This is a genomic window from Sphingopyxis sp. (assembly GCF_016704835.1).
Lineage (GTDB): Bacteria > Pseudomonadota > Alphaproteobacteria > Sphingomonadales > Sphingomonadaceae > Sphingopyxis.
Genome location: NZ_JADIZJ010000012.1, coordinates 20,204 through 33,228, shown reverse-complemented (window position 1 = coordinate 33,228; position 13,025 = coordinate 20,204). Strand labels below are relative to the sequence as shown.

Here is a 13,025-nt window from a genome sequence, read left to right as displayed (position 1 = left end):
ATCGATTCCCGAGTCATGCCACCGAAATCGTTGCGCGCTCGAAAGCGTACGCAAACCGCCTTCGCGTCATCGCTGACCAGTAGGGTGTCAAAAACGATCGAGTCGGGTGTTCTGATCGATTTCTTGATCTCGCCGGAGGCGGCCAGGGCGGCGGCATGGCGCTTGATGTCTGCGTCCTTTTTTTCCGCATCTCCGGCGGAAAGGCTCTTGTATGCGACAAACGAATTTGTGAGCGCGTTGATAAAAGCCCCTGCGCCGAAAAAAAAGAACAGGAGAATCAATATCGCCGGGATTGCAGCCAGCGCGGCCTTTACCATCAGATAGACCATCGACCGAAAGCTGATGTCCAGGTCGGTCACCACTACCCGATGGGGCGCCGCAGGAGGTTCGCGGAGCGGTCTTTTGGGCTCCGGCGCAGGGCGGGGAATCGCCGGTTCGGCAGCGGGGGGCAAAGGCCGAGGCGCTGGCCGAGGGCTTTCCTCTGGCGGGGTGTCGGCAAATAGTTGCGGCTCCGGAGCCAGTCGGGACTTCGGCCGCAAACTGTCATCGCTCATGATTTTTCCCCTTTGTGTCATGGACGTATTTGGTGGTGGTGTCAAGCGAATAAACTATGCGAGCACTTCCGGTAACTATAGTTACTTGGCCAAGCGGTATAGTTTATTCGCCTTTGGTGGCGCCATGACAGGGAACCCAAAGCGCTCGGCAATTAAAGCCCTTAGAGCAGCCCTGCGGATGTCTGCGGATTCCATGCACCAATTAGGCCAGCGACCCATCATTTGGTGAATTCCCTAATGGGTGTTGACGATAACACCATGTGGTGTATACAATTCCAACATGGACCTGAAAACCTACCTCAAGACTCTCAACCCGGATGGGCGAGAAGTCTTCGCCAGGCGTTGCGGAACGTCTGCCGGACACCTGCGCAACATCGCGTACGGAAAGGTCTGTGGCGAAAAGCTTGCCGTGGACATCGAGCGCGAGTCGGGGCGCCGGGTGATCTGCGAGACCCTTCGCCCCGATGTCGATTGGCAATTCCTGCGCCAGACGCCGCGCGCCGCATGAGCAAAAAGATAGCCTTCGTCGCCCTGCGCATGGAGGAATCCATGCTGCGCGACATCAAGGGCCTGGCCGCGGCCGAAGGTCTGGGCGATTCCGCGCTGATCCGCATGGCGATCTCCGATTTAATTGAGAAAAAACGCCTCTACCACGCACAGCTTAACGCCGTGTTTGGTGGCCCGATGACGCTCTCCGACGCCATCCGTGTTGAACCGTGTTCAACGGGCGGCTGCATCGACCTCGACCAGCCCGATGGGTGACTTCGCGGCGATCGCCGGGGGAGACAAGACGACAATGGCAGATCCCGCATACGCGTCGGTCCCCACCGCCCTGCGCAGCAAACCTCAGTGGCTGCTCTGGAAGAGCGAGCCGAACGGGGACAAGAAGCCGCGCAAGGTCCCCTATTACCTCGACGGAAAACGCCGGATGGGCGTGCAGGGGGACGTGGCCGACCGCCAGGCCCTGCGCGATTTCGCCTCGGTTTGCGCCGCCTTTGCCCAAGGGGGTTACGCCGGCATCGGCTTCGCCTTCCTGCCCGGCGACGGACTGATCGGCATCGACATCGATGGCGCGATCGACCTGGATACCGGCGTCGTTTCCGACCGGGCACTGGCGATCATCGAGGCCTGCGCCAGCTATACCGAGTATTCGGTCTCGCGCAAGGGCGTGCATATCATCGTCGAGCACGATTTCGCGGACGAGAAGCGGGCGACCTTCAAGTCGAACGACATCGGCCTCGAGGTCTTCTGCGGCCGCCAGTATTTCACCGTCTCGGGCTGCCCTTTCCCGGGCTCTCCGGCGCAGGCGGCCCGGATGGACGAGCGCACGCTCGCGCGTTTGAGAAAGACCGTCGATCTGGCCAAGGCCAAACCATCGACACCGGTTTCGGCGCCCATGGCGCGCCACACCGATGGACGGGCAAAAGTGGAGTCCGCCCTGGCGTACGTGCCGGCCGATTGCGGTTACCACGAGTGGATCGAGATCGGCATGGCGATCCACGCCGAGCTGGGCGACAGCGCCATCTCGCTTTGGGACACCTGGTCGGCGAAGGGGGCGAAATACCCCGGCGCGCGCACCGTCGAATCCCACTGGAAAAGCTTCAAGCCAGGGGGGGGCATCACCGGCGCGACGATCTTCAAGCGCGCCATGGCCGAAGGCTGGCGCGCTCCCCGCCCGCAACTGGTGGCCCAGGGGGGGTTGTCGGGCGGAGACGAACCGCCGTCACCGCCCTACGAAGAGACCGAGGGCGAGGAACCTTTCATCCCGGATGAGCGGCCGAACACCCCACCCCCGGGGCGGGGGGGCCGGGCGTCGAAGGCGGTCAAGGAAATCAAGTGGGAGCGCTTCCACGAGCTGCTGGACAACTTTGTCTTGATCTACAGCACCTCGACCTGTTTCGACCTGCGCACCCGGCTGGTGATCCAGGTCAATCATTTGCGCCTCGCCTTCGGTTCGGACTACGTGAAGATGTGGCTCGGGTCGGATCTGCGGAAGATGATCTTGCCCTCGCAGCTCGTTTTCTCGCCCGGCAAGGCCTGCGAGTTCCCGGAAATCAACCTTTTCGACGGGATGCCGATCGAGCCGAAGGAAGGCGATTGCCAGCCTATCCTCGAGCTGTTGCGCTACCTGTGCGCCGACAGCGCGGCCACGCCGGATGGCGTGGATGGGGTGATGCAATGGGTGTTGTCCTGGGTCGCCCTGCCGCTGCAGAAGCCGGGAACGAAGATGCAGTCGGCGCAGATCTTCCACGGTCCCGAGGGCGCCGGGAAGAACATGTTCTGGGAGATCGTCGCACGGATCTACGGGCGCTATTCGACCGTCGTCGGCCAGAAACAGTTGGAAAGCGACTTCAACGCCTGGGCCAGCCAGAAGATGCTGGTCATCGGCGACGAGGTGGTGACCCGCCAGGAGCTCTATCACCACAAGGGCGACCTGAAGAAGTTCATCACCGGCGAGACGATCCAGATCAACGAAAAAGGGCTTCCCCTGCGCGAAGAGAGTAATCACTGCAACGTGATCTTTCTTTCGAACGAGCATCAGCCCCTGGCGCTCGGCGACGGGGACAGGCGCTACTTCGTCGTCTATACGCCTCCCAGGCGGCACGACGACCTGTATCAGCGGGTGGGCAGGTGGGCCGCCGCGGGGGGCATAGCGGCCTTCTACCATTACCTGCTCGGGCTCGACCTCACGGGCTTCTCGCAGTTCGACATTACACCGATGACGCGGGCCAAGCAGGACCTGATCGAGCTCGGCCTGAAGCCCGAAGAACGGTTCGCGCGCGAGTGGCTGTCAGGCTATCTCCCCCTCCCTCTGATGACGTGTTCGGCCAGCCAGCTTTACCGGGCATTCCGACGCTGGTGCATGGCCAGCGGCGAGCGCTTTCCACCGGCGCAGGAGGTATTCACCAAGTCGGCCCGGAAGGCGATCGACGCCTTGTCGCACAAGGTGACGCAGGCCAGGGGGGATAAGGTGGTCCTGCTCGAGTACAAGGTGATCAAGCTCGACGACCAGATCAACGGGCAGCGCGCGGTCCGCATGTGGAAGCCGGAAGGATGCCGGCCGCCAGAGGGCCTGACCGAGGGCAAGTGGGCGGCGACCTGCGTCAATGATTTCGAGGAGTACCTGGGCAAGTACATGACGCTCCTCGGTGGGGGTGACAAGCCGTGAAAAATCGCCTCGCCAGTTACGCGGTTACGCCGGAGGTTACGCCGGAAAGGCCCGCAGTTACGCGAGTTACGCGGTTACGCGTGTTTTCCAGCCCCATATGCGCGCGCGCACGAACGATCTTCCTTTCTGCGATGTTTTTTATCCGAGGCCGGATGTAGGTGTAACCGCGTAACTCGCGTAACTGCGGGCATTGCAGGCGTAACCGTCCGCGTAACCGCGTAACTTTTAGGTGCTCATATGACTGTTGAAGAAAAAAGGGAGTGGGTAAGAAAAAACCTGCCGCTTTGTTCCAGGTTTGCGGCAACGGTCGCCGAGGTGTTTGGGGAGGGGGTGAGGATGACCTATGCCAGCGAGGGCGGATACACCGTCGGCAAGCCCAGTGAGGGCGGTGTTCTCCTGTCCGATACCGTCGTCGGTCCGATGTCTGGCAGGGAGGCCAAATGAGCCGCCGCCTGGTCCTCGGCCAACCGGCCCGCGTCCTCGGCATGCCCTGCGTCCTGACCGTCGTCGGCCGCGTCTGGCGCCGTGGGGTGCGCCACTATGCCCTGCGCGGCCTGGCAGGGCTCTGGCCCTCCTGGCTGGTCGAATCGGCCAGGACGGAAAACAGCGAAGACGAGATCGAATTCCTGATGGGAGCAAGATGTGATGGATGAGGGCGATTACGCCGCAGCAGCAGAGCAGCGCGACCGGGACCGGGCGATCGCCGCGCGCAAGCCCGAACCGCAATTGCTGGCCGCCATCGGCGAGTGCTACAACTGCTCGGCCATCGTCCCCCCCGGCGTGCGCTGGTGCGACAGCGATTGCCGGACCGAATGGGAGCACAGGCAGGCAAGGGGCGGCAGATGCGCATAGAGGCAACGATAGACGGTATCGAGGCGCTCAAGGCGAGCCTCGGCGCACAGGCAAGGCAGATACCCTATGCCGCCCGCAACGCGATCTACAAGACCGCGCTGTCGATCAAAGCCGGCACGCTCGACGAGATGCGTTCGCAGTTCGACAGCCCTACCCCTTACACCATGCGCTCGATGTTCATCAAGACGGGCAAGGCGCCTGAGCTTTCGGCGACGGTCTATCTCAAGGACCAAGGGCCAGGAAAGAATAACGCTGGTGTGCCGGATACCGAGGCAGGCCAGGCCGAGCAGGGATCGATGGCGCAGATCATTGGCCACCAATGGTCGGGCGGTACGCGGGTACGCAAGCGTCTGGAGATGGCGCTATCGGATCGCGGGCTGATCGCGGCAAGTGAGTTCGTCGTACCAGGTCCGGATGCCAAGATGGATCGGTATGGCAACATGAGCCGGGGCCAGGTGCAGCAGATCTACACCGCGATCCGTCTGCACTTCGACCCGACCAACAACGCGACGCAGAGCAAGCGCAGCATCCGCAACGCCCGCGCGGCAAGCAACATGTTCTGGGCCGATGGCACAGGAAAGCTCCGGCGTGGCGTCTGGGGATCGGACAGCAACGGGCGCCTGAAGCTGATCCTGATCGCGGTGCCGAAGGTGGCCTACAAAAAGCGCATCGACATGCAGCCAATCGCAGACAAGATCATGGCCAGCGATTGGCAGCCGAACTTCCAGGCCGCCCTTGCCGTGGAGCTAGCCAATGCCCACCGATAACCGCGGGTCCTCCTGGCGAGGCTCGGGCGCGGGTAATGCGAACCCCGTTTTCCCGCTAGATAAGACAAAATCATAAGGGAGTTATAGTGCCAACCCAGCAGGAGATCGCGGACCATCTCGACATGAGCCAGCCAGCGGCAAACGAATTCCTGCGCCGGCCAGGCATGGAAAACTGGCGAGATACGAGACTGGACGCTATCCGCGTCTCCTACATTCGGCAGATCAGAGAGCAGGCCGCCGGCCGCGCGACCGACGGCAACATCAACCTCGCCACCGAGCGCGCGCACCTCGCCAAAGCGCAGCGCGAGCGGGTCGAGATGCAAAACGCTGTCACTCGCCGCGAGCTGGCGCCGGTCGTCCTGCTCGAGCAGGTGCTTGCCAGGGCCGGCAGCAAGGTCGCCGGCATCCTCGACGCGATCCCCGGCATGGTCCGCCGCCGGGTGGCAGCGCTGTCGGCCGAAGACCTCAAGCTGATCGCCGGAGCTATCGCCGAGGCGCGCAACCTGGCTGCCGCCGTCCGTCTCACCGACCTGACCGAAGGCGATCCGGACGACGACGAGCCGCAGGCCATCGACGCTTGATGGACCTCTCCGGCGCCACCGCCATCCAGCAGACCGCGCTCGCCGAATCGCTCGCTGCCGGACTCGCCGCCTTCGCCGTGCCGCATCCGATGAGTCTGGGCGAATGGGCCGCCAAGCATTTCTACCTGTCCGCCGAGTCGTCGTATGTCGAGCAAGCCTGGCAAGCCTGGCCCTACCAGGACGCCATCATGGCCTGCATCTCCAACGACGACATCGAGGAGGTTGATTGGCAAAAGGCCGCGCGCACCGGCAACACCAAAATCATGCTCGCTGCCATCGGATATTTCGCCGAGCACAAGCGGCGCAATCAAGCCATGTGGCAGCCGACTGACGACGACCGAACCGAGTTCGTCAAGACCGAGCTGGACCCGATGTTGCGCGACGTCGCCATCATGCAGCACGTCTTCCCGGCCTACCTCTCTCGCCACCGTGACAACACGCTGACGCAGAAGACATTCCTCGGCAGCGTCCTGCACCTGCGCGGCGGCAAGGCAGCCAAGAATTACCGTCGCATCTCGATCGATGTCGGCTACATCGACGAGGCCGACGCCTTCGACCGCGACATCGAGAACGAGGGAGACCCCTACCGACTCGCCGCCAAGCGCGTCGAAGGCGCGACTTTCAAGAAAATGATCGTCGGCAGCACGCCGAAATCCAAGGGCTTCAGCCTGATCGAGGACCGCACCCTCCTGGCGGACGAGCGTTTTGCCTACGCCATCCCCTGCCCGCACTGCGGAGAGATGCACCCGATCACTTGGGGCGGCAAGGCCGAGTCGCACGGATTCAAGTGGCGCCGATTGGCCGACGGATCGCCCGACCCTGACAGCGTGCGCCATCTCTGCCCGCACTGCGGCGCCCTGATCGCGCAGGGAGAATACCTCGCCGTCTGGCGGCAGGGGATCTACCGCAACGAGCGCGGCGACCTCACGCTTGACCGCGCCGGCACCTTCCGCGACGCTTCCGGAGCCAGCATCCAGGCGCCGCGCCACGTCGCCTTCGTCGGCGTCTGGACCGCCTACAGCCCGGCCGCCAACTGGGCCGACATCGTGCGCGACTTTCATTCCGCGCACGAGAAAATCCAGGCCGGCGACAAGGGGCCGATGAAGTCCTTTACCAACACTACCTTGGGTCAGCCGTGGGAAGAGACGCTCGAGAAGACCGACGCTGAAGAGATCAAGTCGCGCGCCGAACCCTACGCCCTGCGCACCGTGCCGATGAACTGCGTCCTCCTGCTCTGCTCTGTCGATACGCAGGACAACCGGCTGGAGGCGACCGTCAGGGGATATGGCCGAGGCTGCCAGACCTGGACCGTCGCCCATGAAATCTACTATGGCAGTCCGGGCGAAGATGCCGTCTGGAACGACCTCGAAGAACTGATCTTTGACACCGAATTCCAACACGCGAGCGGCAGCGCCCTGCGCATCCACGCCACCGCCATCGACTCAGGCGGCCACTTCACCCCGGCCGTTTATGACTTCGCCTACCGCCACCGGGCGCGCAGCGTCTTCGCCCTGCGCGGCTCGTCCGGCCGCGAGAAGCACATCAAGAATGGCGTGCAGAAGGTAGATATCGACTGGCGCGGCCGGATCAAGAAGCGCGGCTTGCTACTCTGGCACGTCGGCACCAATCTCGCCAAAGACCTTTTGCACAGCCGCATCGAACTGACCAGGCCCGGCCCGGGCTACATGCATTTCTCGCAGGATTTGCCGGACGAGTGGTTCGCCCAACTTGCCGGCGAGGCCCGTGCCGCGCGCATGGGGGTGAGTGGCAACGAGACCCGATGGGTGGCCCTGCGCAAGCGCGTGGAAGCATGGGACTGCGCGGTCTATATCGTCTGGCTCGAGACGCACCTAGACCTCGCGCGCAAGTCGGGGCGATTCTGGGATGACCTCGAAGCCCGCGTTCAGCCGCCGACGCGCGACCTCTTCGCGCCGGAGTCCGCCCCCGAGATCGCGCCGCCCCCCGCCGCCCTGCCGCCGCCGCGAAAGGTCGCGCCCCGCATCCCGCACAAACCCCTGATGATCGGCTGGTGACATGGATTTTTTGAGCTTCGCCCTGGACTTGATCGCCGCCGAGACCGGCATGTCCCGCACCACCCTGGCGCCCCTCGAGCGCAAGATCCGGCACAGCCAGGGAGGCGACCGGCACTACATCGCCAGCGTCGCCGCGATAGAGCAGTCCGAGCGCTCGACGCGCGTCGTCACGCTCTCGGCATCCGGCGTTTCCTCGGCCGAGATCGCCGAGCGGATAGGCGTCACCCGGCGCCGCGTCAATCAGATCCTCGCCGCGCAGGGAAGCGCCGCGCCTTAACCGCTTCCCGCGCCGCGCGTAAAAGTGCGGCATGGCCCATACCGTTCCCGCATCAGTCCCGGCATCCCTGCGCGCCGGAGACACCGCTACCTGGCAGCGCGCGCTCGCCGATTACCCGGCCTCCGAAGGCTGGACGCTCGACTACATCCTCGTCAATGCCGCCGGGCAGATTGCCATTGCTGCCGACGCCGATCACCTGGTCGAGGTGTCCGCCGCCACTACCGCGCTGTGGATCGCCGGTACCTACTCCTGGCAGGAGCGCGCCTCGCTTGCCGGCAAGACCTACACCACCGCGACCGGCAGCGTCGAAGTCCTCGCCAATCTCGCCGCAGCTACCAGCGGCATCGATGTCCGCACGCACGCACAGCGCACCCTCGCCGCGCTCGAGGCCTGGATCGAGTCGCATGACCTGGCCGTCGCCAAGTACGCCATCGGCGACCGCTCGCTCGACTCGATCCCGATCACTGATCTGCTCAAGCTGCGCGATGCCTACCGGAAAGAGGTGCGCGGCCAGTCCGGCAAATCCGGCCGCGTCTATCTGAGGTTTTGATGCCCATCATCTCCCGCATGCTGTCGCTATTCCGGCGCAGTCCGCCGCCGCCACCGCGCGCGCGCTCCTTTGCCGCAGCCAAGCTCAACCGCTTGACCAACTCCTGGCGCCTGACCGCCGAGCGCATTGACGACGAGATCCGCAACGACCTGGACGCCTTGCGCAGTCGGTCGCGCACGCTTGAAAACGACAACGATTTTGCCAAGCGATACTTGGAGCTGGTCGAAACCAACATCATCGGCGAGTCGGCGCCGCGACTCGTCTCGCTCGCCGACAATGCGCCAGGCAGTCCGGATACCGGCGCCCGCCGCGCCATCGCCCGCAGCTGGGCCGAGTGGGGACAGCCAGGCGTCTGCGAGGTCAGCGGCCAGTATTCATGGGCCGGACTCTGCCAGGCCATCGTGCGCTGCACCGCCCGCGATGGCGAGGCGCTGGTCTTCGTCCGGCGTGGCGCCGATGCCGGAAACAAATGGGGCTTCGCGCTCCAACTGCTCGACGTGGATCGACTCGCCACCTGGCTCAATCGCCCCGCGTCGTCCGGACAAAACGCCATCGCCTCGGGTGTCGAAGTCGGCGCCACCGGCCGTCCCGTGGCTTACCATTTCAACCCTGGCCCGATGTCCGCCGCCAGTGCGCGTACTGCCGAGCGGGTCGATGCCAACACCGTGCTGCACCGGTTCATCGCCCACCGCCCGGAGCAGAGGCGAGGCGTCCCCTGGTGCCATGCCTCGATGCTGTCGATGTACTACGCCGGCGAGTTCGCCCTGTCGGCGTTGCTCGCGGCCAAGCATGGCGCCGATCATCTGGGATTTTTTGTCACACCAGACGGAGAGCCGCCCGCGATTGGCGACGCCTCGCCAGACGAGGATGGAGCCAGGATCGCCACCAGCGTGGCCGGCACTTGGGACACGCTGCCGGCCGGCGTCGATGTGCGCAACGTCGATAGCAAATACCCCAATGAGGTATTCGCGCCGTTCCTCAAGGCCGCCTACCAGCGCATGAGCAGCGGGCTTCCAGGCGCTTCGTATCCCGAGTTGTGCAACGATTACGAGTCGGTCAATTTTTCCTCGATCCGGGCCGCGATCCTTTCCGGGCGGGACGAGTGGCGCAAAAAGCATCAGTGGTTCGCCTCGGCCTGGTTGGACCCGATCTTTGCTGATTGGCTGCGCTTGTCGCTCGCCGGCGGCGTCATCCTGCTCGACAACGGGGCGCCGCTGCCGGCCGCCAAGTCCGCCAAGTTCTCCGCCCACACCTGGCAGTTTCGCGGCTGGGCATGGGTCGATCCGCTCAAGGACATGCAGGCCGCCCGCGAGGCGCTCGACCTGCGCCTGACCTCGCGCACCCGACTGGCCAGCGAGGCCGGTACCGACATCGAGGACATCTTCGACGAGCAGCAGACCGAGATAGCGCTCGCCAGCAAATACGGCATCGACCTTGCGCCAGCGCCTGCGCCGCCGCCAATGCCCGCGCTGCCGGCCGACGAAGAATTTCAACAATTACCCAAGGACAAATAAATGGCATCCGCAAACGCAGGACTTTTAACCAAGCGACTCGCAGACGCATATTTCACCGGCACGTTCAAATTCCTTCTCGTTTCGGCCGTTCCGAGCGAGTCGGACTTTGACGCCTTCGATTTTCGCGACGACATCGTTACCGAGGTGGCGGCATCCGGCACGTATGCCACTGGTGGCGCAACGGTGACATGCACTGTTGGCAGCTACGACTCGGCAAATAATCGCGTGCCGGTCACATTCGGAAACCCGGCGACCTTCACGGGCGCGACGATTACCGCTGTTGGCGGTTGGATTTACAAGTCGGTCGGCAGCGCGGCGACTGACCAGCTTGTCGCATTCGTGGATTTTGGCGGGACAAAGACCAGTACCGCTGCTGATTTCGCCGTGACGTTCTCCGCGCCGCTGTACGTCAATCGATGAGCACAATTCTCGAAAGCGACCCGGAAAACGGCCGGGTCTGGTCGATGTGGGAGCAATGCGGAATCCAGTTCCGCTCCAACCTCGTGGAGTCCGGCGGGTGCATACCTTTGCACATCCACAGCTACGATCATGTGGCAATGGTCACGCACGGGGTTTTCGAATGCACAACAATTGCTCCGGACGGAGTGACCGAGCAGTATATTGTGTCCAGCAAGGATTTTGATGCTCCGGAGTCGCGCGGCTATCGCATCGTGGTCCCTGCCGGCTATCAGCACACTTTCGTCCTGCTCGAATCGCGTGATCAGCCAGGGGAGGTGCTGTGCTTTTGGCCTAACGGTGGCGATCAATGAGCGTACCCGTCACGCAATTGCAAATCTTGCGGCTGCTGCTACAGGTCGAAAAAAATCTGAACGGCTTGCAGGTAGATTTCAGATCGAATGCGACGACGTGGAAGGCGCAGGCCCAGGCGCAAAGCCTGCCTGTTGCAACGCTTGCCGGATACATGAACGACGCAGCGACAGCCTATCAAGCGCGCCTCGGATGGGTAGATACCCTGCGGGACAACACGACCGCATGGCCAATGGTGCGCGATCTGTGGCTCATTCTCGGCGGCACTGCGAGCGATTTCGCAGATTTGATGTCGCCCTTCAAAACTGTTGCAAACAGCCTCGGCCCGGCTGACAAATCGAGCTACGCGAAAATCGTCACGATCTGCAATCAAATCCTGGCCGGGATAGATGCGCCTCTGAGCCTGTGGCCGGAGTAATCTCGCAGTGAGCCTGCCGCAAGGTATTAATTTCCGCAGCACGTCGGCGTATGTCACCGACGGGGAGGATCATACCTACGAGATCGGACTAGGCAACAATTATCCCAGGACGACGCCGCAGGGTAACACCGTCGGATGGGAGACCGCGACGGGCGACGCGCGCAATCGCAGCACGTCCAACGACACCAGGCTTGCCGGGTTTGCCCGGACGACCGTGACGACGGTCGGCACGTACCGCATCGATCTGCCGTCTGCCGGAAGCTATTCTGTGCGCGTCGCGGCGGGCGATGCGTCGTATGCGTCAGGCGTAAAAGTAGAAGCGTTTGATACCTCGACTTCGCTTGGCGTGCTTGCCTCGACATCGACGACGGCGGCAAACAAATTCCGCGACGCGACAAACGCCGAGCATACCGCAGCAAACTGGCCAGCAAACAACGCCTCCGCCACACTCACATTTGCCACGACGATTTGCCGCATCAAGACGGGCATCGCGTCTGGCGGATCAACCGCTCTCGCGCATGTCTATGTCGCGTCGGCCGGAGGTGGCGGCGGAGTATCGGCCAGCGGTACGCCGGACGATGTAACGCTGACTGCGGCGACCGGATCGGCAACTGGCGGCGCCAGCGCAAGCGGATCAATCGCTGCAATCTCAACGACAGCGCCGGCAGCGACAGCGACCGGGCGGCCAGCACCTCGGCATCTCCTGCGGCGATCAGTCTCTCCGCGCCAGCAGCAACAGCAACAGCCGGGGGCGCCGCTGCTGCCAGCGGAGCGCCAGCAGAACTCGCCCTGACCGCCCCGACAGGATCGGCAACCGGCGCGGCATTGGCATCGGCAGCACTGGCACCAATCAGCCTGACTGCGGCCACCGGCTCGGCAACCGGCGCGGCATTGGCATCGGCAGCACTGGCACCAATCAGCCTGACTGCGGCCACCGGCTCGGCAACGGCATCGGGTGGCGGATCAGTCTCGGCATCCGGCGCCTTTGTCGCGCTCGGACTGGCCGCGCCGGCCGGCTACGCTACCGGGGCGGCGACGGTATCGGCAGCGCTGGCGGCGATTTTCCTGACTCGCCCTCTCGGGTATGCGACCGCTGGCGCCGTATCGCCGCCCTCTCCCGCCAGTGCGGCGAGGTCGGCAATCACCCGATCGGTTTCGCTCGCGTCACACGTCGCCATCTCCGTGACCGCCGCAAGCGTCATCTCCCGTTTCGCGCCCTACCGAGGACATGCCATGACAACTGTTTTCGTCGGCGACGTCGGCACCGAGATCCTGCTCGATTGCGGCACCGACATCTCGACCGGCACGCTGCTCAAGATCAAAGCAAAAAAGCCGACCGGCGCCCGAGTCGCCTGGACAGCCGTCCTCGACGGGACCGACCGGATCAAGTACGCCGTCCAGGCCGGAGACCTCGACGTCGCCGGCCCGTGGAGTTTGCAAGCGTATGTCGAGATGCCTGGCTGGTCCGGTCACGGCGAAATCGCCGCGATGTCTGTCAGCAACACCGCGTAGCCGGGAAGCGCCAAGCCTTAAACGCTTCCC

18 protein-coding genes are annotated in these 13,025 nt (G+C 63.7%); 17 read left to right on the top strand and 1 reads right to left on the bottom strand.

Annotated features, from left to right (window positions below; all coding sequences use genetic code 11):
* Positions 1-359 (bottom strand): hypothetical protein (locus IPF76_RS14450; RefSeq protein ID WP_293845429.1); only part of this gene is annotated, 359 nt, incomplete at its 3' end.
* A 475-nt stretch (positions 360-834) separates the two neighbouring features.
* Between IPF76_RS14450 and IPF76_RS14445 the strand changes: the two genes are divergently transcribed.
* The 17 genes from IPF76_RS14445 to IPF76_RS14365 all read left to right on the top strand — a co-directional run bounded on the left by IPF76_RS14445 (position 835) and on the right by IPF76_RS14365 (position 12,995).
* On the top strand, positions 835-1,062 hold the full coding sequence (locus IPF76_RS14445; RefSeq protein WP_293845426.1) for a YdaS family helix-turn-helix protein: 228 nt from the start codon (positions 835-837) through the stop codon (positions 1,060-1,062).
* Complete coding sequence (locus tag IPF76_RS14440) at positions 1,059-1,316, top strand: hypothetical protein (RefSeq protein ID WP_293845423.1); 258 nt, start codon at positions 1,059-1,061, stop codon at positions 1,314-1,316. Before IPF76_RS14445 ends, IPF76_RS14440 begins: the two co-directional genes overlap by 4 nt.
* Positions 1,309-3,723, top strand: a complete 2,415-nt coding sequence (locus IPF76_RS14435) for a DUF5906 domain-containing protein (RefSeq protein WP_293845420.1) — start codon at positions 1,309-1,311, stop codon at positions 3,721-3,723. The genes IPF76_RS14440 and IPF76_RS14435 overlap by 8 nt, the downstream gene beginning before the upstream one ends.
* Before the next feature lie 237 nt (positions 3,724-3,960).
* Positions 3,961-4,167 carry a hypothetical protein gene (locus tag IPF76_RS14430; protein WP_293845417.1) on the top strand — a complete coding sequence of 69 codons (207 nt, stop codon included), beginning with the start codon at positions 3,961-3,963 and terminating at the stop codon, positions 4,165-4,167.
* Positions 4,164-4,376 carry a hypothetical protein gene (locus IPF76_RS14425; protein WP_293845414.1) on the top strand — a complete coding sequence of 71 codons (213 nt, stop codon included), beginning with the start codon at positions 4,164-4,166 and terminating at the stop codon, positions 4,374-4,376. Before IPF76_RS14430 ends, IPF76_RS14425 begins: the two co-directional genes overlap by 4 nt.
* The gene (locus IPF76_RS14420; RefSeq protein WP_293845411.1) at positions 4,369-4,575 is read left to right on the top strand and encodes a hypothetical protein; all 207 of its coding nucleotides are present in this window, start codon (positions 4,369-4,371) and stop codon (positions 4,573-4,575) included. The genes IPF76_RS14425 and IPF76_RS14420 overlap by 8 nt, the downstream gene beginning before the upstream one ends.
* Positions 4,566-5,342 carry a hypothetical protein gene (locus IPF76_RS14415; RefSeq protein ID WP_293845408.1) on the top strand — a complete coding sequence of 259 codons (777 nt, stop codon included), beginning with the start codon at positions 4,566-4,568 and terminating at the stop codon, positions 5,340-5,342. The genes IPF76_RS14420 and IPF76_RS14415 overlap by 10 nt, the downstream gene beginning before the upstream one ends.
* Before the next feature lie 86 nt (positions 5,343-5,428).
* Entirely contained in the window at positions 5,429-5,923 is a 495-nt protein-coding gene (locus tag IPF76_RS14410; RefSeq protein ID WP_293845405.1) for a terminase small subunit, read from the top strand.
* The gene (locus IPF76_RS14405; protein WP_293845432.1) at positions 5,923-7,956 is read left to right on the top strand and encodes a terminase gpA endonuclease subunit; all 2,034 of its coding nucleotides are present in this window, start codon (positions 5,923-5,925) and stop codon (positions 7,954-7,956) included. Before IPF76_RS14410 ends, IPF76_RS14405 begins: the two co-directional genes overlap by 1 nt.
* 1 nt (position 7,957) lies before the next feature.
* On the top strand, positions 7,958-8,233 hold the full coding sequence (locus tag IPF76_RS14400; protein WP_293845402.1) for a hypothetical protein: 276 nt from the start codon (positions 7,958-7,960) through the stop codon (positions 8,231-8,233).
* Positions 8,234-8,264: 31 nt separating this feature from the next.
* Complete coding sequence (locus IPF76_RS14395; RefSeq protein ID WP_293845400.1) at positions 8,265-8,783, top strand: hypothetical protein; 519 nt, start codon at positions 8,265-8,267, stop codon at positions 8,781-8,783.
* Positions 8,783-10,297, top strand: coding sequence for a phage portal protein (locus IPF76_RS14390; RefSeq protein WP_293845397.1), 1,515 nt, complete (start codon positions 8,783-8,785; stop codon positions 10,295-10,297). Before IPF76_RS14395 ends, IPF76_RS14390 begins: the two co-directional genes overlap by 1 nt.
* Positions 10,298-10,717 (top strand): hypothetical protein, encoded by a 420-nt coding sequence (locus IPF76_RS14385; RefSeq protein ID WP_293845394.1) that lies wholly within the window; start codon positions 10,298-10,300, stop codon positions 10,715-10,717. It abuts the gene before it with no gap.
* Entirely contained in the window at positions 10,714-11,067 is a 354-nt protein-coding gene (locus IPF76_RS14380; RefSeq protein WP_293845391.1) for a cupin domain-containing protein, read from the top strand. The genes IPF76_RS14385 and IPF76_RS14380 overlap by 4 nt, the downstream gene beginning before the upstream one ends.
* Positions 11,064-11,483 carry a hypothetical protein gene (locus tag IPF76_RS14375; RefSeq protein WP_293845388.1) on the top strand — a complete coding sequence of 140 codons (420 nt, stop codon included), beginning with the start codon at positions 11,064-11,066 and terminating at the stop codon, positions 11,481-11,483. Before IPF76_RS14380 ends, IPF76_RS14375 begins: the two co-directional genes overlap by 4 nt.
* Positions 11,484-11,490: 7 nt before the next feature.
* A complete protein-coding gene (locus IPF76_RS14370) occupies positions 11,491-12,276 on the top strand; it encodes a hypothetical protein (RefSeq protein ID WP_293845385.1) in 786 nt (261 codons plus the stop codon).
* A 32-nt stretch (positions 12,277-12,308) separates the two neighbouring features.
* The gene (locus IPF76_RS14365; protein ID WP_293845382.1) at positions 12,309-12,995 is read left to right on the top strand and encodes a hypothetical protein; all 687 of its coding nucleotides are present in this window, start codon (positions 12,309-12,311) and stop codon (positions 12,993-12,995) included.
* The last annotated feature ends 30 nt before the right edge of the window (positions 12,996-13,025 follow it).